Below are 24,356 nucleotides of genomic sequence, written 5' to 3' on the forward strand. Positions count from 1 at the left end.
TAGATGATGAAGGTCTCCAGGAGGATTTCCTCCCGTGCCTGGGCCATGGCCTCGAACACGCGCGGGTAGTACTGCTCACCGTTGATCAACAGTTCGACACGGTTGCCGTCGCTCCAGGACTGCTTCATAGCGTCACCTGCGCCACCAACGGAGCATGGTCGGAGAGGTGTGGCCATGGGTATCGGGACAACACCCGCGCTTCGCAGGCTTGTGCATTGCGCAGGTAGATGCGATCCAGGCGCAGCAGCGGCAGGCGCGCGGGAAAGCTGCGCGCCGGTTTGCCAAAGGCTTCGCGCAGATGGCCCGACAGCCGCGCATCCGCTTTCAGGCGCCAGTCGTTGAAGTCGCCGGCGACGATGACCGGCTCGTCCGGCGGCAGGCTGTCGAGCAATGCCAGCAGCAGGCCGACCTGACGCTGACGATGGTCTTCGCGCAGTCCCAGGTGCACGCAGATCGCGTGCAGCTGCTCATGGCCGGGCACTTCGAGGAGGCAGTGCAATAGACCGCGCTCCTCGTTGCCGTGGATCGTGACGTCGAGGTTGTCGTGGGCGCGGATCGGAAACCTGGACAGCAGGGCATTGCCATGGTCGCCATGGGGATAGACCGCGTTGCGCCCGTAGGCGAACTGCGGCCACATGCTGTCGGCGAGGAATTCGTACTGAGGTGCCGTCGGCCAGGTCGGATGGCGTTCGGCATGCCGCTGGTGGCTGCCGTGCACCTCTTGCAGGAACACCAGGTCGGCCCCGGTGGCGCGCACCGCCTCGCGCAGCTCCGGCAAGATGAAGCGGCGGTTGAACAGGGTGAAACCCTTGTGCACGTTGAGGGTCAGCACCGTCAGCCGGTGCACGGCCATCATCTGCTCCCCGATATGGCAAGAGGCGGATGCGGGGCTGCTCATCGCACCGTCTCCGGACGTTCGGGAAGTTCGCTATGACATGCGTTCACGTTCGCGTCCCTGGCAGTCGTTATTGCATAGCGACCGGCTCCGAAGCGCCAGGGTTCAGCCCGATGGATGAGCGGAGTCGCGGCGGAACTTTAGGGGCGGGTGTAGCCTCCACCGCTTGCCGGGTAGACAAACTGCAGGACGGTTTGCCGTGAAATTCGACCTGCGGGGCCTGAGCCCGGCCGAGCTGCATGCCCTGCGCAGGCAGTATCAACGGCTGGGCGAGCGCGGTGACGATCCGCACGGCGCCGACTGACCTGGAGGACGCCATGGCCAGACACATCATCCATTTCACCGGCCCGATCAACTCGGCCACCTGCGGTAATCTCATCAACACCTGCTCGCGAGCCTTGCAGCAGGGCGCCGAATTATTGCAACTGAACATCGCCACCATGGGCGGAGAATGCAGCTACGGCTTTACCCTCTACAACTTCCTGCGCGCGTTGCCGGTGCCGGTGCACACCCACAACCTCGGCACGGTCGAGTCGATGGGCAACATCCTGTTCCTGGCCGGCAGCCACCGTACCGCCTGCGCCTTGAGCAAGTTCCTGTTCCACCCGTTTCACTGGACCTTGCACGGCTCGGTGGACCATGCGCGCATGGCCGAGTACGCCATGAGCCTGGACTACGACCTGCGCCTGTATGTACAGATCGTCGCCGAACGAACCGCGGGTGCTGGCGAGGCGCTGGATGTGCCGCGCTACCTGATGGCCTATCCGCGCATCCTCGGGCCCGACGAGGCGCTGGCCTGCGGCTTGATCCATGCGATCGACGACTTGCCGATCGAGCCCGATGCCACGCAGTGGAGCGTGCATGCGTGAGGCAGGCCTTGGCTGCCAATCTTTTTTGAATTTTCAGCGCACAGGGTGATCTGTCAGAGAGTCATCCATGGAGAAGAGGAGGGCCTGCGTCGATGCCAAGTCCCCAGCTGTACACCATTGAATACCGGCTGCACGGAGAGCCGCGGCGTTTCATCATCCGCCAGGAGCACATGGACAATGCCGAAGCCTGGCACTGGGCAAGTTGCGATGCGGGGTTGGGGATCATCCCGAAGTTCGGGCGGGAAAAGATCAAGAAGGTCAGCCGGCCGATGGCCGAGCGGCATGGCATTACCGATGTGCACTGGCGGGTGTGAGGCTTCATAAGCAACCCCCCAGGAGATTGGCCTGGCATCTGAATCAGCGTGGGCTTGCCCCGCGATGCGATGCCTGGCACCGGCTTTGCCGGTGTTCGCGGGGCAAGCCCGCTCCCACGCAGTCACACACAATCGTCTGGTGGTTTCTCAGTTCCCTGAATACTTCACCGCCGCCGCCGTGCGGGTCGGCACGTTGAGGGTCTTGAGCAGCGAAGACACGTGAATACGCACGGTAAACGGCGAGATATCCAGCGCCCGTGCGATCTCCTTGTTGGTCTTGCCCTGGGCGATCAGGCGCAGCACGTCCTGCTGGCGGTGGGTGAGCTGTTCCAGCTCGCTGGAGGCCCCCAGTTGCGGCAGCAGGCCGCTGGGCAGGTAGTTGACCACCACCTCGCCGGCGCGGATGGCGAGGATGGCCGCGCCGATTTCCGCAGGGCTGACGCTCTTGCCGATAAAGCCATCTACACCGGCGGCCATGACTTCGCAGATCACCTCCGGGTCGTCGACCATCGACACCACGATCAGCGTGGTGCGCGGCAACTGCCGGCGCAGCTCGGCTAGGCGGCCGATGCAGGTCAGGCCGGGAAAGCGCAGGTCGAGGATCAGGGTGTCGGGCGTGGCGCCCAAGGAGGCCAGGCGCAACACATCGGCCAGGCTGCCGGCTTCCTCCAGCCGGGCGTCGGGCAGGATGCGTCGCACGGTGTTGACCATGGCTTCCCTGAACAGCGGATGGTCATCCGCCACGATGATGCGGCAACTCACGTCGAGGAACTCCCTGTCGTCCGACACATGCTAATTTAGCAGTCACCTGTGGCATTTTCCCATGATGGATGCCGCAAATGCCGACTGGCGCACAAGGACGTTACCCCATGAGGTTCGAGAAGAACAACGAACTGGACCAAGCCAACCTGCGCATCATCGTCGCCTCCTGCGCGATCAGCTACGTGGCGCTGTTGGGCTTCCTGCCGGGGCGCTCGCCGGCCACCTACCTGCCGGTACTGCTCTACTACGCGGGTTTCGTGGTGGTGTCGATCGGCATGCGCCAGGCCATCAAGCGCTGGCCCGGGCATTACCCGGCGCGGCGGATCTTCGGCATGCTCGGCGACTACACCGGTACCTGCTTCGGCCTGGTGGTCGGCGGCGAGACCGCATTGCCGCTGTATGCGGTGATGGTGTGGATCAACCTGGGCAACGGCATGCGCTTCGGCTCGCGTTACCTGGCCATCGCCACGGTACTGGCCCTCGGGGCGTTGCTGGTGGTGTGGCGACTGACGCCCTACTGGCAGGAGCAGCCGTTCCTGCTGCCGATGCTGCTGACCACCAGCACCCTGATCCCGTTCTACGCCCACCTGCTGCTGGAGCGCACGCGCAAGGCCACGGCCCTGGCCGAGGCCGCGACCCGCGAGAAATCCCGCTTCCTGGCTCAGGCCAGCCACGACCTGCGCCAGCCGATCCATTCCATCGGCCTGTTCACCGCCTGCCTGCGTGAGGCGCGCCTGGGCGAGGAGGAGCGGCGCCTGGTGGACAGCATCGACCGCTCGCTGCTCAACGTCTCGCAGCTGTTCCGCTCGATCCTCGACCTGTACACCCTGGACAACGGCCGGGTGCAGCCGAAATGGGAGACCATTGCCGTGGACGGCTTCCTGCGCGAGCTGCTGCGCCAGAACAGCGAAGCGGCGCGCTGGGCCGGGGTCGAGATGCGCCTGGTGCCCAGCCGTCACTGGATTTGCGCCGACCCGGGCATGCTGGCGACCATGGTGCAGAACGTGCTGTCCAACAGCTTCAAGTACGCCGCCGGCCGCCCGCTGCTGATCGGTGTGCGGCCTCGCGGGCAGGGCCTGGCCATCGTCGTCTGCGACCAGGGTCGGGGGATTGCCGAGGAGCACCAGGGCCGGGTGTTCGAGGAGTTCTACCGGGTGCGCGAAGTGCGCGACAAGGATGTCGAGGGGGTCGGCCTGGGCTTGGCCATCGTCAAGCGCCTGGGGCGCTTGATGGGCCTGGAGGTCAGCCTGCGCTCGCGCCTGGGGCATGGTACCTGCGTGACCCTGCAGGGGTTGGCCAAGGCCCCCGCGCAGGTGCCGCGGGCCACGTTCGACCAGGCCGTGCAGGCGGGCCTGCTCACGGGGCTGCGGGTGTGCCTGGTGGAGGACGACCACAACGTGCTGCAGGCCACCAGCGCCTTGCTGCAACGCTGGGGATGCGAGGTGCAGGCCGAGAGTTCGCCCTACGACCTGGTCAGCGACTGCGATGTGATCGTCGCCGACTACGACCTGGGGCTGCAGGCTACCGGCATCGACTGCATCGACCAGTTGCGCGCGCAGCGCGGCGCCGATGTGCCGGCGCTGATCATGACCGGTCACGACATCGACAGGCTGCAGGGCGCCTTGCAGGCGCGGGGCATCGCGGTGCTGGCCAAGCCGGTACGACCGGCCGAGTTGCGCGCGGCGTTGCGCGCCCTGCGCGAGACGGCAGCGGCGCCGGCGGTTCAGGCCGGCGCTTGAGGGTGTCACTGGAAGACGGGGGCCTGGCCTTCCTTCCAGCAGGTCGGTGACGGGGTGTAGATGCCCATGCCGGCCACGGCGACCAGGCCGCCGCTGGGCACCTGGCAGTCAAACTGGCCCTTCGCGGTGCTGGCGGTGAAGTAGGTGGTGTTGGAGTCGCTGCGCAGGTTGCTGACCTTGCTTACCGGCACGCCGAGGGTGACCTCGGTACGCTGCTTGAGGGTGTCGGCGCTGGGGCTGGCGGTCTGGCAACCGGCCAGGGCAGCGAGGCCGGCGAGCAGGAACAGGGACTTGAAGGGGAAGGACATGGGGATCATCGCGTTGCTTCCTTGGCATTGTTCTCGGTACGGCGCACCCACCGCCAGGAAGGGGGGCTGGCGGTGGGGCGATGGGCCGACTATAGCGCCGAGGGGGCGTTGCACGATGTAGGGCGGATGTGCGAGGTGGCATAGTGATGGCAATTTCAAGATGCTGAGCATTGGCGTCCGGCTTGGACTTGCCGGGGCTGCTTTGCAGCCCTTTCGTGGCACAAGGCGAATCTCCTGTAGGAGCGGCCTTGTGCCGCGAAAGGGTCGCAAGACCTTGAAAGGGGTGGCCGCCTATCACCAGGCCCCTCGCCACCCAACCACGTTCACCGCTTCATCACCAACGTCAAGATGTCATAACTGGCCACCAGCTCACCCAGCTGGTTGGTCACCTCCACATCCCAGGCCACCACCCCTTGCGCCTGCCCCTGCGGGCTGGTCTTGCCCTGGTCGATCTTGCGCTTGCAGGTCAACCGCGCCTGGATGGTGTCGCCGATCCCCACCGGGGTGATGAAGCGCAGCGTGTCCAGGCCATAGTTGGCCAGCACCGGCCCTTCGCCTGGGCTGACGAACAACCCGGCCGCCGCCGACAGCACGAAATAGCCATGGGCGATGCGCTTGCCGAACTGCGACTGCTTCGCCGCGATCTCGTCGAAGTGCATGTAGAAGTGATCGCCCGACAGGCAGCCGAAATTGACCAGGTCGGCCTCGGTCACAGTGCGGCGGTGGGTCAGCAGCGACTCGCCGATGCGCAGGTCGTCAAAATGGCGGCGGAACGGGTGCACCTCGGTCTCGATCACCTCGGCGCCGCGCACGTATTCACCTGTCACCGCCATCAGCATGCTTGGCGAGCCTTGCACGGCGGCGCGTTGCAGGTAGTGCTTGACCGCTCGCAGGCCGCCCAGCTCCTCGCCGCCGCCCGCACGGCCGGGGCCGCCATGCTTGAGTTGCGGCAATGGCGAGCCATGGCCGGTGGATTCCTTGGCCGCCTCGCTGTCGAGCACCAGCAGCCGCCCGTGCCAGGCCGCCGCCAGCGGGATGGCCTTGGCCGCCACGGCGCGGTCGGCGGTCACCAGCGATGCCACCAGGCTGCCCTTGCCGCGGGCGGCCAGGGCCAGGGCCTCATCGAGGTCGTCGTAGGCCATCAGCGTGCTCACCGGGCCGAATGCCTCGATATCATGGGCGCCGCCCTCGGCATGTGGGTCTCGGGCCAACAGCAGGGTCGGGGCGAAGAACGCGCCCTCGGCCACGCCATCGCCGACTGGTGTGAAACCGTCACTGGCGCCCAGCAGCTGGTCGCAGCTGTCCAGCAATTGGCGCACGCGCTCGCCGACATCGCGCTGCTGGTCGTGGGAGGCCAGCGCGCCCATGCGCACGCCCTCGACCGCAGGATCGCCCACCACCACCTTGCGCAGGCGTTCGCGCAGGCGGCTGGCCACCGCGTCGATGTGCCTGGCCGGGACGATGGCGCGGCGGATCGCCGTGCATTTCTGCCCGGCCTTGGTGGTCATCTCCCGCGCCACTTCCTTGATGTACAGCTCGAACTCCTCGCTGTCGGGGCTGACGTCCGGGCCGAGGATGGCGCAGTTCAGCGAGTCGGCCTCGGCGGTGAAGGGCACCGAGTGGCGGATCAGGTTCGGGGTGACGCGCAGCTTGGCCGCCGTGTCGGCGGAACCGGTGAAGGTCACCACGTCCTGGCCCTGCAGACGGTCGAGCAGATCGCCCGTGCTGCCGATCACCAGTTGCAGGCTGCCGGCCGGCAACAGGCCCGATTCATTCATCAGGCGTACCACGGCCTCGGTCAGGTAGCTGGTGGCGGTAGCGGGCTTGACGATGCACGGCATGCCGGCGAGGAAGGTCGGGGCGAACTTCTCCAGCATGCCCCAGATCGGGAAGTTGAAGGCGTTGATATGCACGGCCACCCCTGCGCGCGGCACCAGGATATGGCTGCCGGCGAAATGGCCTTGCTTGCCCAGCGGAATTGCCGGGCCCTCATGTACCAGGTTGCCCGACGGCAGTTCGCGCCGGCCCATGCTGGAATAGGCGAACAGCGTGGCGTTGCCGCCCTCGATGTCGATCCAGCTGTCAGCGCGGGTGGCGCCGGAATGGTGAGACAGGGCGTAGAGCTGCTCCTTGCGCTCGGCCAAGTACAGCGCCAGGGCCTTGAGCCGGGCGGCGCGCTGCTGGAAATCCATGGCCAGCAGCTGCTTGAGGCCCTGGGCTCGGGCGAAATCCACGGCCTCGGCGAAGTCCGGGCGCTCTTCGTGACTGTAGGCCAGGACGTGGCCGTCGAGGGCGCTGCGCAGGGCCTGGGCGCCGTGCTGGCCGATCCAGCGGCCGGCGATGAAGCTTTGCAGGGTAGGGGCGGCGGACATGCTGTTCTCCTTTGAAGGGGCGCGGTTACCAGAGCGCCACGGTGTAGCCGATGATCAGGCGGTTCTCGTCCACGGCGTTGGTCAGGCCATTGCCGGAACGGAAGGTGACGTTGCGCCAGCGCAGGCTGACGTCCTTGAACGGGCCGCTCTGGATGACGTAGGTGATGTCGGTGTCGCGCTCGCGCTCGCGGCCATTGCTGAGCGTGGCGGTTTCGGCGTGGCGGCCGTCGGTGTAGCGGGTCATGAAACTCAGCCCGGGGATGCCCATCGCGACGAAGTCGTAGTCGTAGCGCACCTGCCAGGAGTCGAGCCCGGCGCGGGTGAAGGTGTTGTAGGTGACCAGGTTGACGGTGTACGGATCGCCGCCGTTGAGGAACGGGAAGGCGCTGTCGCCGGACATCTGCTGCCAGGTGGCGGTGAACTTGTGGGCCTTCACGCCCAGGGTGAACATGGCGTTGAAGTTGCGGTTGTCGATGCGCCCGGCACGCTCGGCGCCGTCGCCGCGGCTGTCGAAGTAGCGCAGGTCGCTGCGCAGGCTGACGCCTTCGGCCAGGGGCTGGGTGTGCAGCAAGCCCACATACTGCTGGCGGTAGATGTCCTCGAGCTTGGCGTAGTAATAGCTGACGCTGGTCTGCGGGGTGATGGCGTAGCTGCCGCCGCCGAAGTCGAAGTGGTCGCTGCTGGCGGCGCCGTAGCCGATGTCGTCGCGCCCGGAAGAGTCGCGCAGGTTGGCCTTGGTCAGGCGGCCGCCGTTGAAGGTCAGGCCGTCCAGCTCCTGGCTGGTCGCCAGGCCGCCCTGGAAGGTCGAGGCCAGCAGGCGGGTGTCGTTGTACACCACCACCGGCAAAATCGGCTGCAAGGTGCCCAGGCGCAGGGTGCTCTTGGACACCCTCAGTTTGCCGGTCAGGCCCAGTTCGCTGTAGTCGTCCACCGGCTCCAGGCTGCGCGGTCCGTAGGGCAGCAGGCCGGTGTTGCGTCGGTCGCGGCTGGAATCGAGCTTGATGCCCAGTTGGCCCATGGCGTCCACCCCGACACCGACCGGCCCCTCGGTGAAACCCGATTCGAAGCGGGCGGTGAAGCCCTGGCCCCATTCCTCGGCCTTGCTCTGCGGGGCGTTGTTCTGGCGGAAGTCGCGGTTGATGTAGTGGTTGCGCAGTTCCAGGCGTGCGTGGCTGTCAGCGACAAAGTCCGCCATGGCCGGCAGGGGCAGGGCGAGGGTGGCCAGCCAGGCGGCTGACTTGAGGTGCGTGCGGTTCATTGTTGTTGTACCCGACATTGTTATTGTTCTTGAGGTCAGTGCTTGCTGGCACCGGCGGCGCCGATACCGGTCATCGAGCGGATGAACTGGGCCAGGTAGCGCCCACGTTCTTCCCGCGCCCGCTCCGAGCCGTCGGTGACCGAGAAGGCCCAGGCGGCGAGGAAGGCCAGCGACATGGAGAACAGCGCCGGGTTGCTGTAGGGGAACAGTGCCCGCTCGTTGTGCAGCACGTTGACCCACACCGCCGGCCCCAGCACCACCAGGACGATGGCCGAGACCAGCCCGGCCAGGCTGCCGCCCACCGCACCGCGGGTGGTCAGGCCTTTCCAGAACATCGAGAGCAGCAGCACCGGGAAGTTGACCGAGGCGGCCACCGCCAGCACCAGGCCGGAGAGGAAGGCGATGTTCTGCGACTCGAACATCAGCCCCAGCAGTACCGCGAACAGGCCGATCCCCAGGGTGGCGAGGCGCGAGACACGCATCTCTTGCTGCTCGCTAGCCTGGCCCTTGCGCACCACGCAGGCGTACAGGTCGTGGGACACCGCCGAGGCGCCGGACAGCGCCAGGCCCGCGACCACGGCGAGGATGGTGGCGAAGGCCACCGCCGAGATGAAACCGAGGAACAGGTTGCCGCCCACGGCCTGGGCCAGGTGCACCGCGACCATGTTGCCGCCGCCGATGATCGCACCGGTGGCGTCGCGGTAGGACGGCTCGGTGCCGACCATGACGATGGCGCCGAAGCCGATGACGATCAGCAGCAGGTAGAAGTAGCCGATGAAGCCGGTGGCGTAGAACACGCTCTTGCGCGCTTCCTTGGCGTCGCTGACGGTGAAGAAGCGCATGAGGATATGCGGCAGGCCGGCCGTGCCGAACATCATGCCCAGGCCCAGGGAGATGGCGTCCACCGGGTTGGACAGCAGCGCCCCCGGCGCCATGATCGCCTGGCCCTTGGCGTGCACGGCCACGGCGCTGGCGAACATCGCCTCGGTGCTGAAGCCGAAGTGCCTGAGCACCATGAAGGCCATGAAGGTGGTGCCCGACAGCAGCATCACCGCCTTGATGATCTGCACCCAGGTGGTGGCGAGCATGCCGCCGAAGGTGACGTACAGCACCATCAGCACGCCCACCAGCATCACCGCGTACAGGTAGCTGATGCCGAACAGCAGCTCGATCAGCTTGCCGGCGCCGACCATTTGCGCCACCAGGTACATCAATGCCACGGCCAGGGTGCCGAAGGCCGAGGTCAGGCGCACCGGGGCCTGGGCCAGGCGGTAGGAAACCACGTCGGCGAAGGTGTACTTGCCCAGGTTGCGCAGGCGCTCGGCGATCAGGAACAGGATGATCGGCCAGCCGGCCAGCACGCCCAGGGCGTAGAGCAGGCCGTCGTAGCCGTTCATGAACATCATTGCCGAGATGCCGAGGAAGGACGCGGCGCTGATCATGTCGCCGGCGATCGCCAGGCCGTTCTGCATGCCGGTCAGGCCGCCGCCGGCGGTGTAGAAGTCACTGGCCGAACGGGTGCGCAGGGCGGCCCAGCGGGTCACCAGCAGGGTGAAACCAACGAACACCAGGAACATCGAGATGGCGGTCCAGTTCATCGCGCGCACTCCTGCTTGACCACCTCGTTGAGCGGGTCGATGACGCGGTTGGCGCGGTGCATGTAGACGCCGGTGAGGGCGAAGGACAGCAGCACCATCAGCACGCCCACCAGCATGCCGACGCTGGTCACGCCGCCGCTGAGGGACTGGCCGAGCACGCCGGGGGCGAAGGCCACCAGCAGGACGAAGCCGTAGTAGGCGACGAGCATGGTCAGGGTCAGCGAGCCGTTGAGACGGCGCTTGCGCTGGATCAGTTGCACGAAGGCGGGGTGCTTGCTGATGGATTCGAGGTGTTCGGGTGTCATGGGGGCGTTCTCTCTGGCTGTTGTAATTGTTTTTTCAGGTCACGCGGGTGTTGCTTTGGGAGATCGCGGGGCAAGTCCGCCCCCACGGGTTTCAGCTGCCTTCGTGGGAGCGGGCTTGCCCCGCGATGGGGTTCAAAGCTGATCGAAATCGAGCACCACCTTGTCGCTCAGCGGGTAGGTCTGGCACGACAGCACATACCCGGCCGCCACTTCGTAGTCCTCCAGGGCATGGTTGCTGTCCATCTCCACCTCGCCCTCGATCACCTTGCACTTGCAGGTTGAGCACACCCCGGCCTTGCACGACCAGGGCAGTTCGGCGCCGATGGCGTTGCCGGCCTCGAGCACGCTGCGGGTGTTGCGCGGCAGGTCGAAGGCCAGGGCGCGGCCATCGCTGATCACGGTGACGTGGCTGACCGCCGAATCCACCTGGCGCGCCGCCTCGCGGGCTTCGCGACGGGCCTCGCCACCGGCGGCGGCGAACAGCTCGAAGTGGATGCGCTCCCTGGCCAGGCCATTGGCCTGCAGGCTGTCGCGCACGGTCTCGGTCATCGCCTGCGGGCCGCAGATGAACGCCGCGTCGAGTGACTGCACGTCGAGCCAGCGGGCGAACAGCTGGCCGCACTTGTCGGCGTCGATGCGGCCGTTGTACAGGTCGACATCCTGCTGCTCGCGGCTGAACACGAAGATCAGGTTGAGGCGGTCGAGGTACTGGTTCTTCAGGTCTTCCAGGCGATCGCGGAACAGCGCGCTGTTGCTGGCACGATTGCCGTACAGCAAGGTGAAGCGGCTGTGAGGCTCGCAGGCCAGGGTAGTTGCGACCAGCGACAGGATGGGGGTGATGCCGCTGCCGGCGGCCACGCCCAGGTAGTGCCCCCGGCGCGCCGGCTCCAGCGGCACGAAGAAGCTGCCCGACGGCGGCATCACCTCCAACTGCTGGCCGGCCTTGAGCACTTCGTTGGCGAAGGCCGAGAAACGACCGCCCGGCACGCGTTTGACCGCCACGCGCAATTCGCCGTCCTGCACCGCGCTGCAGATCGAGTAGGAGCGGCGCACCTCTTCGTCATCCAGTCGGGTGCGCATGACCAGGTACTGGCCCTGGGTGAAGCGGAACTCTTCGCGCAGGTGCGCGGGCACGTCGAAGGCGATGGACACCGCGTCGCGGGTCTCCTGGCGCACTTGCCGGACGGTCAGGCTGTGAAACTGGCTCATGGCGTTCTCCACGGCTCAAAGGCATTTGAAATAGTCGAACGGTTCCAGGCAGGCACGGCAGCGGTACAGGGCCTTGCAGGCGGTGGAGCCGAACTGGCTGAGCAGTTCGGTATCGCTGCTGGCGCATTGCGGGCAGCACACCGTGGGCGAGGCCCCGCGCAGGCTGGCACTGCCGGCGGGCGGCGCGATGCCGTAGGCGCGCAGGCGCTCGCGGCCCTGGTCGCTGATCCAGTCGGTGCTCCAGGCCGGGGTAAGCCTGCGCTCCAGCGCTGGCTCGGCGAACCCGGCCTGTTCCAGGGCCTGGCGGATATCGCCCTCGATCACCTCGGTGGCCGGACAACCGGAGTAGGTCGGGGTGACCACCAGGTGCAGGTGGCCGGCGCGCCAGTCGAGGTCGCGGACGATCCCTAGGTCGACCACGCTGACCACCGGCACCTCCGGGTCCATCACCTCGGCCAGTACCGCCCAGGCCTGGCCCAGGTCGCCGTCGCGCAGGGCGCGGGCGCCGCGGTCACCCGCGATCAGCTCACCAGGTCGCATCGGGGTAGGCTCGCGGCAGAAACTGCATCTCGGCCAGCAGCAGGCCCAGGTGCTCGGTGTGCAGGCCCTTGCGCCCGTCCAGGTAGAAGTGGCTGGCGGCTTTGGGCAGCGGCAGCTCGACCGAGGCGAAGATCGCCTCCACAGCGGCGTGCCAGCGCTGGGCGACCTGGGTCGGGTCGGCGGCGATGCCGGCCTGGGCCAGTTGCACTTCGCTGTCGCTGGCGACCGTCAGCTCGACGGTGAAGCGCCACAGCACGGGGATGGCATCGAGCATGCGCCGGCGGCTTTCCTCGGTGCCGCCGCCCAGGCGCTGCACCCACTCGCCGGAGCGGCGCAGGTGGTAGGTCACCTCCTTCAGGGCTTTGGCGGCGATGCCGGCGATACGCTCATCGCCCGAGGCACTCAAGCCATCGAGCATGGCGTGGTGCCAGGCGTCGTAGAGGAACTGCTTGAGCATCGTCACGGCGTAGTCGCCGTTGGGTTGCTCGACCAGCAGCAGGTTGCGGTAGGCACGCTCGTCGCGACGGAAGGCCAGGGCGTCGGCGTCGTGGCCGTCGCCCTGCAGTTCGGCGGTATAGTCCAGCCAGTTGCGGGCCTGGCCGACCAGGTCGAGGCCGACGTTCATCAGCGCCAGTTCTTCCTCCAGCGCCGGGGCCTTGCCGCACCACTCGCACAGGCGCTGGCCCTGGACCAGGGCGCTGTCGCCGAGCAGCAGCAGGTATTGAATCAGTGCTTGCTTGTGCATGGCGCGCCTCACATGTGTCCGACTTCGGCCGGCAGCTCGTAGAAGCTGGCGTGGCGATAGACCTTGTCATCCGCCGGGGCGAACAGCGGGTCCTTCTCGTCGGGGGAGGAGGCGGTGATCAGCGCCGAGGGCACCACCCACAGGCTCACCCCCTCGCTGCGGCGGGTGTACAGCTCGCGGGCGTTCTCGATGGCCATGGCGGCGTCGGCGGCGTGCACGCTGCCGACGTGCTTGTGGTTCAGGCCGTGCTTGCTGCGCACGAAGACTTCGAACAGGGTCCAGACAGACATTGGGGGTATCTCCGCATCATTCGCCGCTTCAGGCGGCGTTCTTGTTCTGTTGCTTGCGGGCATAGGCCACGGCGGCCTCGCGCACCCAGGCACCGCTTTCGATGGCGTTGCGCCGGGTGGCCAGGCGTTCCTGGTTGCACGGGCCATTGCCCTTGAGCACTTCGTAGAACTCGTCCCACTGGATCTCGCCGAAGTCGTAGTGGCCGCGGGCCTCGTTCCACTTCAGGGCCGGATCCGGCGCGGTGCAGCCGAGCAGTTCGAGCTGGGGCACAGTCTGGTCGATGAAACGCTGGCGCAGTTCGTCGTTGGTCTGGCGCTTGATCTTCCAGGCCATGGACTGGGCGCTGTTGGGCGAGTGCTCGTCGCTGGGGCCGAACATCATCAGCGCCGGCCACCACAGGCGGTCGATGGCGTCCTGGACCATGTCCTTCTGCGCCTGGGTGCCGTGGCGCATCATGGTCAGCAGCAGCTCGTAGCCCTGGCGCTGGTGGAAGCTCTCTTCCTTGCAGATGCGGATCATGGCGCGGGAGTAGGGGCCGTAGGAGGTGCGCTGCAGCACCACCTGGTTGACGATCGCCGCGCCGTCCACCAGCCAGCCCACCGCGCCCATGTCGGCCCAGCTCAGGGTTGGGTAGTTGAAGATGCTCGAGTACTTGGCCTTGCCGCTGTGCAGCCTGGCGATCTCTTCGTCGCGGTCGGCGCCGAGGGTTTCCATGGCGCTGTACAGGTACAGGCCATGGCCGGCTTCGTCCTGGATCTTGGCCATCAGCTGCAGCTTGCGCTTGAGCGACGGGGCGCGGGTGACCCAGTTGCCTTCCGGGAGCATGCCGACGATTTCCGAGTGGGCGTGCTGGGAGATCTGGCGGATGAGGGTCTGGCGGTAGGCCTCGGGCATCCAGTTCTTGGCTTCGATCTTGATCTCGGCGTCGATCTTCTCCTGGAAGGCGCGTTCTTCGGGCGACATCTCCTCCAGGGACTTGAGGCGCTTGACGCCGGTTTCTACGAGCTGTGCGTACATGTTCGGGCTCCCGGTTGTGGGCTGCTTGGGGCGTGGCTCATTTATAAGCGATACAAAACACAACATCAAACAGTATTTGATGTATCGAATAAGATTTGTGTATCGCATTGGCCTGCTGCGCAGCCCTTTCGCGGCCTTGTGCCGCGAAAGGGGCGCAAAGCGCCCCCGACTTTCTAAAGGCCAAAAAAAGCCCCGGACCATGCCGGGGCTTCCTTCTCAGCGCTTGCGGTCAGCCAGCCAAGCGCTTGTCATACACATGACAAGCCTTGCCCTCCGAACGCTTCAACGTGCCGCAAGGCTGCAACTGGATCTGCGTGCTGATGCCGATATAGGTCTTGATCTGCCGCGCCAGCTCGCCCACCACCTGCTTGCGCTGGCCGTCGTCGAGGTACTGGCTGTCGCTGCGCAGCTCCACATGCACCTCGACGCTGTCGAGGTTGCCATTGCGATACAGATGAATCTCATACAGCTCTGAAAGTTGTTTTATCTTGAGTACCTGTTCCTCGATCTGCGTCGGGAACACATTGACCCCGCGGATGATCAGCATGTCGTCGCTGCGCCCGGTGATCTTGCCGATGCGCCGCATCGGCCGCGCCGTGCCGGGTAGCAGGCGGGTCAGGTCGCGGGTGCGGTAGCGCACCATCGGCAATGCCTCCTTGCTCAGCGAGGTGAACACCAGCTCGCCGAGCTGGCCGTCCGGCAGCACGTCGCCGCTGACCGGGTCGATGATCTCGGGGTAGAAGTGGTCCTCCCAGATGGTCGGGCCGTCCTTGGTCTCGAGGCATTCCATGGCCACGCCCGGCCCCATGATTTCCGACAGCCCGTAGATGTCCAGCGCATCGATGCCCAGGCGCTGCTCGATGGAGCGGCGCAGTTCGTCGGTCCAGGGTTCGGCGCCGAAGATGCCCAGGCGCAGCTTGAGGTCGTGCGGGTCGATACCCTGGCGCTCGATCTCGTCGGCCAGGTTGAGCATGTACGAAGGCGTGACCATGATGATGTCCGGCTGGAAGTCGCGGATCAGTTGCACCTGCTTCTCGGTCTGGCCGCCGGACATGGGGATCACCGTGCAGCCCAGGCGCTCGGCGCCGTAGTGCGCGCCCAGGCCGCCGGTGAACAGGCCGTAGCCGTAGGACACATGTACCTTGTCGCCACGGCGCCCGCCGGCGGCGCGGATCGAGCGCGCCACCACGTTGGCCCAGGTGTCGATGTCGTTCTGGGTGTAGCCGACCACCGTCGGCTTGCCGGTGGTGCCGCTGGAGGCATGCAGACGCACCACCTGGTCCTGGGGCACGGCGAACATGCCGTAGGGGTAGTTGTCGCGCAGGTCATTCTTGCCGGTGAAGGGGAACTTCGCCAGGTCGTCCAGCGACTTCAGGTCATCGGGGTGGGCGCCGCAGGCGTCGAAGCGCTGGCGATACAGCGGCACGTTGGCGTAGGCGTGGTTCAGGCTCCAGCGCAGGCGCTCCAGCTGGTGCTGGCGCAGCGCGTCGAGGCTGGCGGTTTCCATCGGGTCGAGCAGGGCGCGGTCGGCATCGTGGTAGAGATTCATGGTTTCACTCGAGTTGTTCTTGTCGTGGGCCGAAGCCCTGAGTGTCATGGCAGGCAGCATACTGCCCGCGTCGCGTGGCGTCTCTGGCGGCTGATCAGAGGCGTTCGAGCACCAGGGCGATGCCCTGGCCGACGCCGATGCACATGGTGCACAGGGCGTAGCGCCCGCCGGTCTGCTCCAGCTGGTGCAGGGCGGTGGTGACCAGCCGTGCGCCGCTCATGCCCAGCGGGTGACCCAGGGCGATGGCGCCGCCGTTGGGGTTGACCCGGGGATCGTCGTCGGCCAGGCCCAGCTCGCGCAGCACGGCCAAGCCCTGGGCGGCGAAGGCTTCGTTGAGTTCGATCACGTCCATGTCGGCCAGGGACAGGCCGGTCAAGTCCAGTACCTTGCGGCTGGCCGGTACCGGACCGATGCCCATGAGTCGCGGCTCGACGCCCGCAACGGCGAGGCCAAGGACCCGGCCGCGAGCCTTGAGGCCATGTAGCCGAGCTGCCGCGGGGCTGGCCAGGAGCAGGGCGCAGGCGCCGTCGTTGACCCCCGAGGCATTGCCGGCGGTGACGCTGCCACCGTCGCGGAACGGCGTGCCCAGGCGCGCCAGTTGCTCAAGGGTGGTGTCGCCCCGTGGGTGTTCGTCCTGTTCGACGCGCTTAGGCGGGCCTTTACGCTGGGGAATATCGACTGCGACGATCTCCCGGGCCAGGCGGCCATTGGCCTGGGCGGCGGCGGCCTTGAGCTGGCTGCGCAGTGCGAAGGCGTCCTGGTCCTCGCGGGAGATGGCGAAGCGCTCGGCGACGTTCTCGGCGGTCTCGGGCATCGAGTCGATGCCGTATTGCGCCTGCATCAACGGGTTGACGAAGCGCCAGCCGATGGTGGTGTCGAACAGCTGCGCGCTGCGGCCGAAGGCCTGTTCCGACTTGCCCATGACGAAGGGCGCCCGCGACATCGATTCGACGCCGCCAGCCAGCATCAACCCGGCCTCGCCGCAGCGCAGGGCGCGGGCGGCGGTGCCGATGGCGTCCAGGCCCGAGCCGCACAGGCGGTTGAGGGTGGTGCCGGGGACCTCGATCGGCAGCCCGGCCAGCAGGCCGGCCATGCGCGCGACGTTGCGGTTGTCTTCGCCGGCCTGGTTGGCGCAGCCGAGGATCACATCGTCCACGGCTGCCCAGTCCAGCTCCGGATGGCGCGCCATCAGTGCCTTGATCGGCACCGCGGCCAGGTCGTCGGGGCGCACGCTCGCCAGGGCGCCGCCATAGCGACCGATGGGCGTGCGCACGGCATCGATGATCAGCGCGTGGGGCAGGGTGGCGTCAGTCATGGGAGGTCTCCGGCGACAGCACGGTGCCGCGCACTTTGTAGGATTTGCCGTGGAACAGGGCGATCAGCTCGCCCTGCTGGTTCTCGATGCGCACGTCGTAGTTGCCGGTGCGGCCCTTGCGGCTCTGTTCGCCGGCGGTGGCCAGCAACTGATCGCCCAGACGCGCCGGCGCCACATAGTCGATGCTGCACCCCAGGGCCACGGCGGCTTCATCGTAGCTGTTACAGGCAAAGGCGAAGGCCGAGTCGGCCAGGGCGAACAGGTAGCCGCCGTGGCAGGTGCCGTGGCCCTGGAGCATGTCGGCGCGCACGCGCATGCTCAGCCGTGCGCTGCCGGGGCCGGCGTCAAGCAGTTCAATGCCCAGGCCCTGGCTGGCGGCGTCGCGGGCGAACATGGCCTGGGCACAGGCGCGGGCCAGGGTGTGTGCGGATTGTTCAGCCATGCAGGCGGCCTCCTTCGGCGTGGGTACGGCGTAGCAGCAGGGACGGGCGGTAACGCTCCTCACCATAGCTGCGTTGCAGGTTGTCGAGTACGTTCAGGGTGAAGCCGACCCCCAGATCGTCGGCCCAGGCCAGCGGGCCGCGCGGGTAATTGACCCCGGCGCGCATCGCCAGGTCGATGTCGCCGGGCGTGCCGACGCCTTGCAGTACCGCGTCGGCGGCCTCGTTGGCGAGCATGGCCACGGTGCGCAGCACCACCAGACCGGGCAGGTCGGCCACCGGACAGACGCTCAGCCCGGCCCGGGAGAGCAGGGCGACGGCCTGGTCCAGGGCCTCGGCACTGCATTCGGCGCCGTGGCTGATGGCCAGGCGCGTGGCGCTGGCGTAGTCCAGGGCGAGGTCCAGCAGCACCAGGTTGCGCAAGCCGTCCTCGCGGGCGCGCTGGCTGGCCAGGCGACCATCGGACAGCGCCAGGGTGGCGTCTCCCACCCGCAGCAGGCCGCTGCCAGCGCGCTTGGTAACGCCGATACCCTTGGCGCGCAGGCGCTCGACCAGGGGCTGCAGGACACCGAGGTCACCTTCCACCGTGCAGCGCTCGACAGGCGCCTGGCTGGTGAGTGCCGCAGGCGCTGGTCGCTCGGCACCTTCGGCGTAGCTGTAGAAGCCCTGGCCAGACTTGCGCCCGAGGCGCCCGGCGTCGACCAGCTCTTTTTGCACCAGCGATGGCTGGAAGCGGAAATCGCCATAGAACGCTTCGAACACCGAGCAAGTCACCGCGTAGTTGACGTCGTGACCGATCAAGTCAGTCAACTCGAAGGCGCCCATGCGAAAGCCCCCGGCGTCGCGCAGCAGGGCATCGAGGGTGGCGCAGTCGGCGGCGCTCTCCTGCAGCAGGCGCAGGCTTTCGGCGTAGAAGGGCCGAGCCACGCGATTGACGATAAAGCCCGGCGTCGAACGGGTGTGCACCGGTTGCTTGCCCCAGTTGCGGGCGGTGTCGTACAGGGTGGTCGCCAGTGTCGGCGCCGTGGCCAGACCGGACACGACCTCCACCAGCGCCATCAGCGGTGCCGGGTTGAAGAAGTGCATGCCGATCACCCGTTGTGGGAGCCGGAGCCCGGCGGCAAGGCTGGTGATCGACAGTGAAGAGGTGTTGCTGGCCAGGATGCAGTCGTCGGCGCACCTGGCTTCAAGCTGGCGTAGCAGATCCTGCTTGATCGGCAGGCTTTCGACGATGGCCTCGATTACCAGGCGGGCATCGGCAAGGCCGTCGAGGCTGTCGATCGGTTGCAGGCGAGCGCGGATGGCGCTGTGGTTGTCAGGGGTGAGCCTGCCTTTCTCGACCAGTCGGCCGAGTTGCCGGTCGATACCCTCGATGGCCTGCGCGGCGGCGCCGGGGCGGTTGTCATAAAGGCATACCGGATGGCCTGCCTGGGCCGCCACCTGGGCGATGCCGGCACCCATGGCGCCGGCGCCGATCACCGCCACCAAGGCATGATTGTCGAGTGCGGCCATGGTCAGCACCCCTTGAACACAGGTGTACGTTTGTTCATGAAGGCGCCGACGCCCTCGCGGTAGTCCTCGCTGCGTCCGGCCAGGCGTTGCAGGTCGCGCTCCAGTTCCAGCTGTTCGTCGAAGCGGTTGTCGAAGCTCTGGTTGAGGGCGCGCTTGATCAGGGCCAGGCCATAGGTGGGCTGGGTCGCCAGGTGGCGGGCGAGCTTGAGTGCTTCGTCGCGCAACGCGGCATCGTCCACCACCCGGTGGATCAGCCCCCATTGCTCGGCCTGCTCGGGGCTCAGGCGCTCACCCAGCAGGGTCAGCGCCTTGGCCCGGGCCATGCCGACCAGGCGCGGCAGCAGCCAGGTGCCGCCGGAGTCCGGCACCAGGCCGATCTTGCAGAACGCCTGGATGAAGCTTGCCGAGCGCGCCGCCAGCACCAGGTCGCAGGCCAGCGGCAGGTTGGCCCCGGCGCCGGCGGCCACGCCGTTGACCGCGCAGATCACCGGCAGCGGCAGGTCGCGCAGGCTGCGCACCAGCGGGTTGTAGAACTGTTCGATGGACTGGCCCAGGTCGGGCAGCTCGGCGCCGGGCGCGACGTTGCGGTCGGCCAGGTCCTGGCCGGCACAGAAGCCACGGCCTTCGCCGGTCAGCAGCAGCACCCGGGCGGTTTCGCTCTGGCGCACCAGCTTTAGCGCCTCGCGCACTTCCAGGTGCATGGCGCTGTTGAAGCTGTTGAGCTGCTCGGGCCGGTTCAGCGAAAGCAGGGCGACGCCGTCGTCGCCAATGGAAAACAGGATGTGCTGGAAGGACATGACTGGCTCGCTCCGTCAGTCGGTGGAAGGCTTACAGCCCTTGGAATCGGGCCGGGCGTTTTTCCTGGAAGGCTTGGATGCCTTCGTTGCGGTCGGTGGTGCCGGCCAGCAGGGTGAAGGCGTGGCGCTCGAAGCGCAGGCCGCAGGCCAGGTTCATGTCCTGGGCCTTGAGCAACGCCTCTTTGGCCAGGCGTACCGCCAGCGGCGCCTTGGCGGCGATGGCGGTGGCCACCTGCAGGGCGCGCTCGACGGTGAGTTCGGGCTGGGTGACTTCGCCGACCAGGCCTGCCTGCAGGGCATGACGGGCATCGATGGCTTCGCCGCCGAGGACCATCTGCATGGCCAGCGGCTTGCCCACGGCGCGCAGCAGGCGTTGGGTGCCGCCGGCGCCGGGGATGATGCCGAGGTTGATTTCCGGCTGGCCGAAACGGGCGTCGCTGCCGGCGATGACGATGTCGGCGCACATCACCAGTTCGCAGCCGCCGCCGAGGGCGAAGCCGTTGACGGCGGCGATCAGGGGTTTGCCAAAGCCGGCGATGCGCTGCCAGTGGGCCACGCGCGGATCGTTGAGGATGCCGACCAGGTCGCGCTGGGCCATTTCGTTGATGTCGGCGCCGGCGGCGAAGGCCTTGCGGCTGCCGGTGATGACCACGGCGCGGATCTCTGGATCCTGGTCGGCGGCATCCAGTTCTGCGGCCAGCTCTTCCAGCAGCGCCGTGTTCAAGGCGTTGAGGGCTTGCGGGCGGTGCAGGGTGATCAGACGGACGCCGTCCGCCGGGGCCTGCACGATGAGGTTGCTTGGCATGGGGGTACCTCAGGCTGCACGTTTGGCGCCGGCTGGGGCCGGCTTTTTTGGAATTGTTCGTGGTGCTGGGGCAAGTATATGTACAAAGCGATACGCAAAATCAACATTGAAATTGTAATTACGTATCTATATTTGAGGCAGGTGACGCTATCGCGGGGCAAGCCCGCTCCCACGCTGCCTAGCTGTTGTAGCCATTTGTGGGAGCTGGCTTGTCCAAGTATCAGGTCATCACTGGCCTGAAACGTTGTGAAGAAAGCGATACCCCAGCAAGGCATTGACTAAGTGATTTGACCTGATACAGGATCGCCATGTCTTCTGAATCATATCGAGCACCCAGCCCATGCCCTGCTATCGCCTTGACGGCCTGACCCCAGTGGTTCATCCCAGCGCCTACGTGCACCCCAGCGCCGTGCTGATCGGCGACGTGCTGGTCGGCCCCAACTGCTACATCGGCCCCCTGGCCTCGTTGCGCGGCGATTTCGGGCGAATCATCCTGGAAGAGGGCGCGAACCTGCAGGACACTTGCGTGATGCACGGTTTCCCCGGCGGCGACACGCTGGTCGAGCGCAACGGCCATATCGGCCATGGCGCGGTGCTGCACGGCTGTCGGATAGGCGAGGACGCCCTGGTCGGCATGAACGCGGTGGTCATGGACGGCGCGCATATCGCTGCGCGCTGCATCGTCGCCGCCACGGCCTTCGTCAAGGCGGGGTTCTCCTGCCCGGAGCAGCGCCTGGTGGTTGGCGCGCCGGCCGAGGTCAAGCGCCCGCTCAGCGACCAGGAGCTGGCCTGGAAACAGCGCGGCACCGCCGAGTACCACAGCCTGGCCCGGCGCTGCATGACCGCGCTGGTGGAGTGCCCGCCGCTGACCGCGCCCGAAGCGGACCGCCCACGCATGGGCGACTCCGGCTTCAGGCCCAAGGCCGAGGGCGGCGCATGAGCCTTGCGCGGTCGCGGCAGGCAGGTATAGTCGAGGCTTTAGCCGCGCCTCGTTCCCCCATGAGCAGCCTTGCCCCCCTGAATCACCTGATCACCCGTTTCCAGGAGCAGACGCCGATCCGCGCCAGCTCCCTGATCATCACCCTCTATGGCGATGCCATCGAACCCCATGGCGGCACGGTCTGGCTGGGCAGCCTGATCAACCTGCTGGAGCCGATGGGCATCAACGAGCGGCTGATCCGTACCTCGATCTTCCGCCTGACCAAGGAAGGCTGGCTGACCGCCGAGAAGGTTGGCCGGCGCAGCTACTACAGCCTTACCGGCACCGGTCGGCGGCGTTTCGAGAAAGCCTTCAAGCGCGTCTACAGCGCCAGCCTGCCGGCCTGGAACGGCGCCTGGACCCTGGTGCTGCTGTCGCAACTCGACGCCGGCAAGCGCAAGGCCGTGCGCGAGGAACTCGAATGGCAGGGCTTCGGCGCCATGGGCGCGAACCTGCTGGGCTGCCCGCGCACCGACCGCGCCGACCTCGCCGCGACCCTGCGCGAGCAGGATGCCGAGGACGACTGCATCGTCTTCGAAACCCTCGCCCAGGAAGTGTTGGCCTCCAAGGCCCTGCGCGCCCAGGTGCGGGAAAGCTGGAACATCGAGGACCTGGGCCAGCACTACAGCGAATTCATCCGCCTGTTCCGCCCGCTGTGGCAGGCCATGAAGGACCTAGAGGCGCCGAGCCCGCAGGACTGCTTCCTGGCGCGCACGCTGCTGATCCACGAATACCGCCGCCTGTTGTTGCGTGACCCGCAACTGCCGGACGAGCTTCTGCCGGGGGATTGGGAAGGGCGCGCGGCGCGCCAGCTGTGCCGCAACCTGTACCGGCTGGTGCAGGGCAGGGCGGAGGAGTACCTGGCCAGTGCGCTGGAGACGGCGGATGGGCCGTTGCCGGATGCCAACGAGAGTTACTATCGGCGGTTTGGTGGGCTTGGCTGATTGTTCCAGCTTTTTCCTGGGTGGGATGCAAGGGTTCTAATCCCGTGTCGTCTTGGCGTCGACAGCAGAGCCCCGTCAATGCGGGGCTGCTTTGGTGGGATGTTCAGTTGTTGAATGACTCCATGAGCACCTGGACCAATTCCCCGCCTTCAGGAGTCGCCCAGCTACCGGCCAGTTCGGCAATCAACTGGTTGGTGGTAGTCAGGGTGACGCCTGCCTTGTCCATCCGACGCAATGCGATGTCATCAGCCATTGCGGTCGGTGATGCGCCGGCGTCGGCGACTACTTGTACTTCGAAGCCGTCCCGGACCAGCGATAGCGCAGGATAGACAGTGCAGACATCGTTGGTTACGCCAGCGATGATCAGCCGCTTGCGACCAGTGGCTTTTACTGCCGCGGCAAAGTGTTCATCGTCCATCGCATTGACGATACCCAGGCGTTTGATGCGCGCAGCGAATGCCGCGGGGAGAATGTCTTCCAGCTCGCTCAGCAGTGGACCTTGGGCGTGTTCCTCCATGCTGGAGGTCAGGACAACGGGCAACTTGAGAATGCGTGCCGCCTTGGCGAGCATCAGTGCATTACGCTTCAGTTCATCGAAAGGCATGGACTTGGCCCAACCCATGGTTCCGACTTGATGATCAATCAACAGCAAGGCTGCGTTATCAGCACTGAAGTTTTCATGTGGCATGGTGTATCTCCTGGTTCAGAAAGGGAAACTGCTTTCACCTTCGCTTTTTTGGGGGCCAGCAGATTGAAAGGGTGATTATCCAGCGAGCGATCATTGCCGTGCCCCTCGGCGGTGATGGCGATATCATCAGTCAATCCTCTGGCGGGATAAATCCGGAAAAATTGAAAAGACTGATCCATTTTTGGAGCAATGCTTGGAATACCTGAAGGACATGGCGCTGTTCGTCGAGGTGGTCAGAATGCGCAGTTTTCGCGGCGCGGCGGAGTCGATGAACATGCCAAGCTCGACACTCTCGCGGCGGATTACCAGCCTTGAGAAGAGGATAGGCTTGCGCCTATTGCATCGCACCACGCGTAAGATCGAGCTGACGGAGGCTGGCCAGCTTTACTTTGAACGGTGCAAGCGCATTGTCGATGAAGCGAAGTTGGCGCATGAGCAACTGGGTGAACTGCTGGCCAGTCCCAGTGGCCTGTTGCGCGTGTCGTTGCCCGTGGACTTCGCCAATGTTTACCTGGCGCCGTTGATTGCGGATTTCGCGAGGCGCTATCCAGGTATCACCTTTGACCTGGATCTCACACCGCGCCAGGTCGATCTGGTCAGTGATCCGGTTGACGTGGTCATCAGGATGGGAGAACTGGCCAACTCCACCTTGATTGCACGCAAGCTTGCAACCCTGCAACGGGGGCTTTACGCGTCCCCGCAATATCTGGCTGCTTCTGGTGAACCGAGCCATCCATCGGAGCTTGGTCATCACCAGTGCCTGAGAATGTCCGGTTCGCGCTCGGACAGGTGGACCCTGGCCTGCGAGGCAACTGTCGAGCATGTTCAGGTGGTAGGTCGTTTCGAGCTGAACAGTGTGGGAATGCTACGCCGGCTTGCGTGCCTGGATCTCGGCATTGCGTTGTTGCCAGCGGGTATCGCCGCTCCAGACGTCGAGTCCGGCGCCTTGCGACAAGTGCTACCCCAGTGGCAGGCGACTCCGGTACCTGTGTATGCACTGACTGAAACTCGCCTGCTTCCTGCTAAAACCCAACGCTTTATCGAGTATTTGCAAGATCGGCTCGAGGGGGGCTGAGCTCGGTAGGATATGCTTTGAAATAGAAGG

25 protein-coding genes and 1 pseudogene are annotated in these 24,356 nt (G+C 66.2%); 6 read left to right on the forward strand and 20 right to left on the reverse strand.

The window, feature by feature from the left end; all coding sequences use genetic code 11:
* Together HU735_RS09545 and HU735_RS09550 are read right to left on the reverse strand one after the other, a co-directional pair.
* Positions 1 to 128 (reverse strand): annotated as a pseudogene (locus HU735_RS09545) (cardiolipin synthase B); the annotation flags it as partial.
* The gene (locus HU735_RS09550; RefSeq protein ID WP_186713271.1) at positions 125 to 898 is read right to left on the reverse strand and encodes an endonuclease/exonuclease/phosphatase family protein; all 774 of its coding nucleotides are present in this window, start codon (positions 896 to 898) and stop codon (positions 125 to 127) included. The gene HU735_RS09550 and the pseudogene HU735_RS09545, both read right to left, overlap by 4 nt.
* Positions 899 to 1,212: 314 nt before the next feature.
* Here HU735_RS09550 and HU735_RS09555 point away from each other — a divergent pair, with 314 nt between their 5' ends.
* Positions 1,213 to 1,764 carry an ATP-dependent Clp protease proteolytic subunit gene (locus HU735_RS09555; RefSeq protein WP_186713272.1) on the forward strand — a complete coding sequence of 184 codons (552 nt, stop codon included), beginning with the start codon at positions 1,213 to 1,215 and terminating at the stop codon, positions 1,762 to 1,764.
* A 92-nt stretch (positions 1,765 to 1,856) separates the two neighbouring features.
* Positions 1,857 to 2,078, forward strand: coding sequence for a DUF6555 family protein (locus HU735_RS09560; protein WP_186713273.1), 222 nt, complete (start codon positions 1,857 to 1,859; stop codon positions 2,076 to 2,078).
* Positions 2,079 to 2,225: 147 nt separating this feature from the next.
* On the opposite strand, the gene HU735_RS09565 is transcribed toward HU735_RS09560, so the two are convergent.
* Positions 2,226 to 2,840, reverse strand: a complete 615-nt coding sequence (locus HU735_RS09565) for a LuxR C-terminal-related transcriptional regulator (RefSeq protein WP_186713274.1) — start codon at positions 2,838 to 2,840, stop codon at positions 2,226 to 2,228.
* Between the two features lie 107 nt (positions 2,841 to 2,947).
* Between HU735_RS09565 and HU735_RS09570 the strand changes: the two genes are divergently transcribed.
* Positions 2,948 to 4,579, forward strand: a complete 1,632-nt coding sequence (locus tag HU735_RS09570; protein ID WP_186713275.1) for a hybrid sensor histidine kinase/response regulator — start codon at positions 2,948 to 2,950, stop codon at positions 4,577 to 4,579.
* A 5-nt stretch (positions 4,580 to 4,584) separates the two neighbouring features.
* Here the strand turns inward: HU735_RS09570 and HU735_RS09575 are convergent, their stop codons facing one another.
* The 16 genes from HU735_RS09575 to paaF all read right to left on the reverse strand — a co-directional run bounded on the left by HU735_RS09575 (position 4,585) and on the right by paaF (position 20,640).
* Positions 4,585 to 4,896 (reverse strand): hypothetical protein, encoded by a 312-nt coding sequence (locus HU735_RS09575; RefSeq protein WP_238349779.1) that lies wholly within the window; start codon positions 4,894 to 4,896, stop codon positions 4,585 to 4,587.
* Between the two features lie 314 nt (positions 4,897 to 5,210).
* Positions 5,211 to 7,259 carry a phenylacetic acid degradation bifunctional protein PaaZ gene (gene paaZ, locus HU735_RS09580; protein ID WP_186713276.1) on the reverse strand — a complete coding sequence of 683 codons (2,049 nt, stop codon included), beginning with the start codon at positions 7,257 to 7,259 and terminating at the stop codon, positions 5,211 to 5,213.
* A 25-nt stretch (positions 7,260 to 7,284) separates the two neighbouring features.
* Positions 7,285 to 8,517 (reverse strand): OprD family porin, encoded by a 1,233-nt coding sequence (locus HU735_RS09585; protein ID WP_186713277.1) that lies wholly within the window; start codon positions 8,515 to 8,517, stop codon positions 7,285 to 7,287.
* A gap of 35 nt (positions 8,518 to 8,552) precedes the next feature.
* Positions 8,553 to 10,115, reverse strand: a complete 1,563-nt coding sequence (locus HU735_RS09590) for a cation acetate symporter (RefSeq protein ID WP_186713278.1) — start codon at positions 10,113 to 10,115, stop codon at positions 8,553 to 8,555.
* Positions 10,112 to 10,420, reverse strand: coding sequence for a DUF485 domain-containing protein (locus HU735_RS09595; protein ID WP_028688889.1), 309 nt, complete (start codon positions 10,418 to 10,420; stop codon positions 10,112 to 10,114). The genes HU735_RS09590 and HU735_RS09595 overlap by 4 nt, the downstream gene beginning before the upstream one ends.
* A 132-nt stretch (positions 10,421 to 10,552) precedes the next feature.
* A complete protein-coding gene (gene paaE / locus HU735_RS09600) occupies positions 10,553 to 11,629 on the reverse strand; it encodes a 1,2-phenylacetyl-CoA epoxidase subunit PaaE (protein ID WP_186713279.1) in 1,077 nt (358 codons plus the stop codon).
* A gap of 15 nt (positions 11,630 to 11,644) precedes the next feature.
* Entirely contained in the window at positions 11,645 to 12,169 is a 525-nt protein-coding gene (paaD, locus tag HU735_RS09605; protein WP_186713280.1) for a 1,2-phenylacetyl-CoA epoxidase subunit PaaD, read from the reverse strand.
* Positions 12,156 to 12,914, reverse strand: a complete 759-nt coding sequence (gene paaC / locus HU735_RS09610) for a 1,2-phenylacetyl-CoA epoxidase subunit PaaC (protein ID WP_186713281.1) — start codon at positions 12,912 to 12,914, stop codon at positions 12,156 to 12,158. Before paaC ends, paaD begins: the two co-directional genes overlap by 14 nt.
* Positions 12,915 to 12,922: 8 nt before the next feature.
* Positions 12,923 to 13,204 carry a 1,2-phenylacetyl-CoA epoxidase subunit PaaB gene (gene paaB, locus HU735_RS09615; protein ID WP_011533969.1) on the reverse strand — a complete coding sequence of 94 codons (282 nt, stop codon included), beginning with the start codon at positions 13,202 to 13,204 and terminating at the stop codon, positions 12,923 to 12,925.
* Positions 13,205 to 13,232: 28 nt separating this feature from the next.
* The gene (gene paaA / locus HU735_RS09620) at positions 13,233 to 14,222 is read right to left on the reverse strand and encodes a 1,2-phenylacetyl-CoA epoxidase subunit PaaA (RefSeq protein WP_186713282.1); all 990 of its coding nucleotides are present in this window, start codon (positions 14,220 to 14,222) and stop codon (positions 13,233 to 13,235) included.
* Positions 14,223 to 14,451: 229 nt separating this feature from the next.
* Positions 14,452 to 15,771 (reverse strand): phenylacetate--CoA ligase PaaK, encoded by a 1,320-nt coding sequence (paaK, locus tag HU735_RS09625; RefSeq protein WP_186713283.1) that lies wholly within the window; start codon positions 15,769 to 15,771, stop codon positions 14,452 to 14,454.
* Positions 15,772 to 15,865: 94 nt separating this feature from the next.
* Positions 15,866 to 17,086 (reverse strand): 3-oxoadipyl-CoA thiolase, encoded by a 1,221-nt coding sequence (gene pcaF / locus HU735_RS09630; protein ID WP_186713284.1) that lies wholly within the window; start codon positions 17,084 to 17,086, stop codon positions 15,866 to 15,868.
* Positions 17,079 to 17,528, reverse strand: coding sequence for a hydroxyphenylacetyl-CoA thioesterase PaaI (gene paaI, locus HU735_RS09635; protein ID WP_186713285.1), 450 nt, complete (start codon positions 17,526 to 17,528; stop codon positions 17,079 to 17,081). Before paaI ends, pcaF begins: the two co-directional genes overlap by 8 nt.
* Positions 17,521 to 19,038, reverse strand: coding sequence for a 3-hydroxyacyl-CoA dehydrogenase PaaH (paaH, locus tag HU735_RS09640; protein WP_186713286.1), 1,518 nt, complete (start codon positions 19,036 to 19,038; stop codon positions 17,521 to 17,523). Before paaH ends, paaI begins: the two co-directional genes overlap by 8 nt.
* A gap of 2 nt (positions 19,039 to 19,040) precedes the next feature.
* Entirely contained in the window at positions 19,041 to 19,835 is a 795-nt protein-coding gene (gene paaG, locus HU735_RS09645; RefSeq protein WP_186713287.1) for a 2-(1,2-epoxy-1,2-dihydrophenyl)acetyl-CoA isomerase PaaG, read from the reverse strand.
* Between the two features lie 31 nt (positions 19,836 to 19,866).
* On the reverse strand, positions 19,867 to 20,640 hold the full coding sequence (gene paaF, locus HU735_RS09650; RefSeq protein WP_186713288.1) for a 2,3-dehydroadipyl-CoA hydratase PaaF: 774 nt from the start codon (positions 20,638 to 20,640) through the stop codon (positions 19,867 to 19,869).
* 340 nt (positions 20,641 to 20,980) lie between these two features.
* On the opposite strand from paaF, the gene paaY reads away from it, so the two are divergent.
* Both paaY and paaX read left to right on the forward strand, forming a co-directional pair.
* The gene (gene paaY, locus HU735_RS09655; RefSeq protein ID WP_186713289.1) at positions 20,981 to 21,580 is read left to right on the forward strand and encodes a phenylacetic acid degradation protein PaaY; all 600 of its coding nucleotides are present in this window, start codon (positions 20,981 to 20,983) and stop codon (positions 21,578 to 21,580) included.
* Positions 21,581 to 21,639: 59 nt separating this feature from the next.
* The gene (paaX, locus tag HU735_RS09660) at positions 21,640 to 22,563 is read left to right on the forward strand and encodes a phenylacetic acid degradation operon negative regulatory protein PaaX (RefSeq protein ID WP_186713290.1); all 924 of its coding nucleotides are present in this window, start codon (positions 21,640 to 21,642) and stop codon (positions 22,561 to 22,563) included.
* Between the two features lie 103 nt (positions 22,564 to 22,666).
* Here the strand turns inward: paaX and HU735_RS09665 are convergent, their stop codons facing one another.
* Complete coding sequence (locus tag HU735_RS09665; RefSeq protein WP_186713291.1) at positions 22,667 to 23,251, reverse strand: isochorismatase family protein; 585 nt, start codon at positions 23,249 to 23,251, stop codon at positions 22,667 to 22,669.
* A 193-nt stretch (positions 23,252 to 23,444) separates the two neighbouring features.
* Between HU735_RS09665 and HU735_RS09670 the strand changes: the two genes are divergently transcribed.
* Positions 23,445 to 24,326 (forward strand): LysR family transcriptional regulator, encoded by an 882-nt coding sequence (locus tag HU735_RS09670; protein WP_186713292.1) that lies wholly within the window; start codon positions 23,445 to 23,447, stop codon positions 24,324 to 24,326.
* Positions 24,327 to 24,356: the final 30 nt, after the last annotated feature.

Origin of the sequence: Pseudomonas sp. BW16M2 (assembly GCF_014268865.1) — a bacterium.
Classification (GTDB): Bacteria; Pseudomonadota; Gammaproteobacteria; order Pseudomonadales; family Pseudomonadaceae; genus Aquipseudomonas; species Aquipseudomonas peradeniyensis.

Coding starts and splice junctions, on each gene's coding strand:
- HU735_RS09555 (WP_186713272.1), top strand. CDS start 1,213: ATGGCCAGACACATCATCCATTTCACCGGCCCGATCAACTCGGCCACC.
- HU735_RS09665 (WP_186713291.1), bottom strand. CDS start 23,251: ATGCCACATGAAAACTTCAGTGCTGATAACGCAGCCTTGCTGTTGATT.
- paaB (WP_011533969.1), bottom strand. CDS start 13,204: ATGTCTGTCTGGACCCTGTTCGAAGTCTTCGTGCGCAGCAAGCACGGC.
- HU735_RS09585 (WP_186713277.1), bottom strand. CDS start 8,517: ATGAACCGCACGCACCTCAAGTCAGCCGCCTGGCTGGCCACCCTCGCC.
- paaG (WP_186713287.1), bottom strand. CDS start 19,835: ATGTCCTTCCAGCACATCCTGTTTTCCATTGGCGACGACGGCGTCGCC.
- paaD (WP_186713280.1), bottom strand. CDS start 12,169: ATGCGACCTGGTGAGCTGATCGCGGGTGACCGCGGCGCCCGCGCCCTG.
- HU735_RS09570 (WP_186713275.1), top strand. CDS start 2,948: ATGAGGTTCGAGAAGAACAACGAACTGGACCAAGCCAACCTGCGCATC.
- paaY (WP_186713289.1), top strand. CDS start 20,981: ATGCCCTGCTATCGCCTTGACGGCCTGACCCCAGTGGTTCATCCCAGC.
- paaE (WP_186713279.1), bottom strand. CDS start 11,629: ATGAGCCAGTTTCACAGCCTGACCGTCCGGCAAGTGCGCCAGGAGACC.
- paaC (WP_186713281.1), bottom strand. CDS start 12,914: ATGCACAAGCAAGCACTGATTCAATACCTGCTGCTGCTCGGCGACAGC.
- paaX (WP_186713290.1), top strand. CDS start 21,640: ATGAGCAGCCTTGCCCCCCTGAATCACCTGATCACCCGTTTCCAGGAG.
- HU735_RS09560 (WP_186713273.1), top strand. CDS start 1,857: ATGCCAAGTCCCCAGCTGTACACCATTGAATACCGGCTGCACGGAGAG.
- pcaF (WP_186713284.1), bottom strand. CDS start 17,086: ATGACTGACGCCACCCTGCCCCACGCGCTGATCATCGATGCCGTGCGC.
- HU735_RS09575 (WP_238349779.1), bottom strand. CDS start 4,896: ATGATCCCCATGTCCTTCCCCTTCAAGTCCCTGTTCCTGCTCGCCGGC.
- paaK (WP_186713283.1), bottom strand. CDS start 15,771: ATGAATCTCTACCACGATGCCGACCGCGCCCTGCTCGACCCGATGGAA.
- paaZ (WP_186713276.1), bottom strand. CDS start 7,259: ATGTCCGCCGCCCCTACCCTGCAAAGCTTCATCGCCGGCCGCTGGATC.
- HU735_RS09550 (WP_186713271.1), bottom strand. CDS start 898: ATGAGCAGCCCCGCATCCGCCTCTTGCCATATCGGGGAGCAGATGATG.
- HU735_RS09595 (WP_028688889.1), bottom strand. CDS start 10,420: ATGACACCCGAACACCTCGAATCCATCAGCAAGCACCCCGCCTTCGTG.
- HU735_RS09590 (WP_186713278.1), bottom strand. CDS start 10,115: ATGAACTGGACCGCCATCTCGATGTTCCTGGTGTTCGTTGGTTTCACC.
- paaH (WP_186713286.1), bottom strand. CDS start 19,038: ATGGCCGCACTCGACAATCATGCCTTGGTGGCGGTGATCGGCGCCGGC.
- paaI (WP_186713285.1), bottom strand. CDS start 17,528: ATGGCTGAACAATCCGCACACACCCTGGCCCGCGCCTGTGCCCAGGCC.
- paaA (WP_186713282.1), bottom strand. CDS start 14,222: ATGTACGCACAGCTCGTAGAAACCGGCGTCAAGCGCCTCAAGTCCCTG.
- paaF (WP_186713288.1), bottom strand. CDS start 20,640: ATGCCAAGCAACCTCATCGTGCAGGCCCCGGCGGACGGCGTCCGTCTG.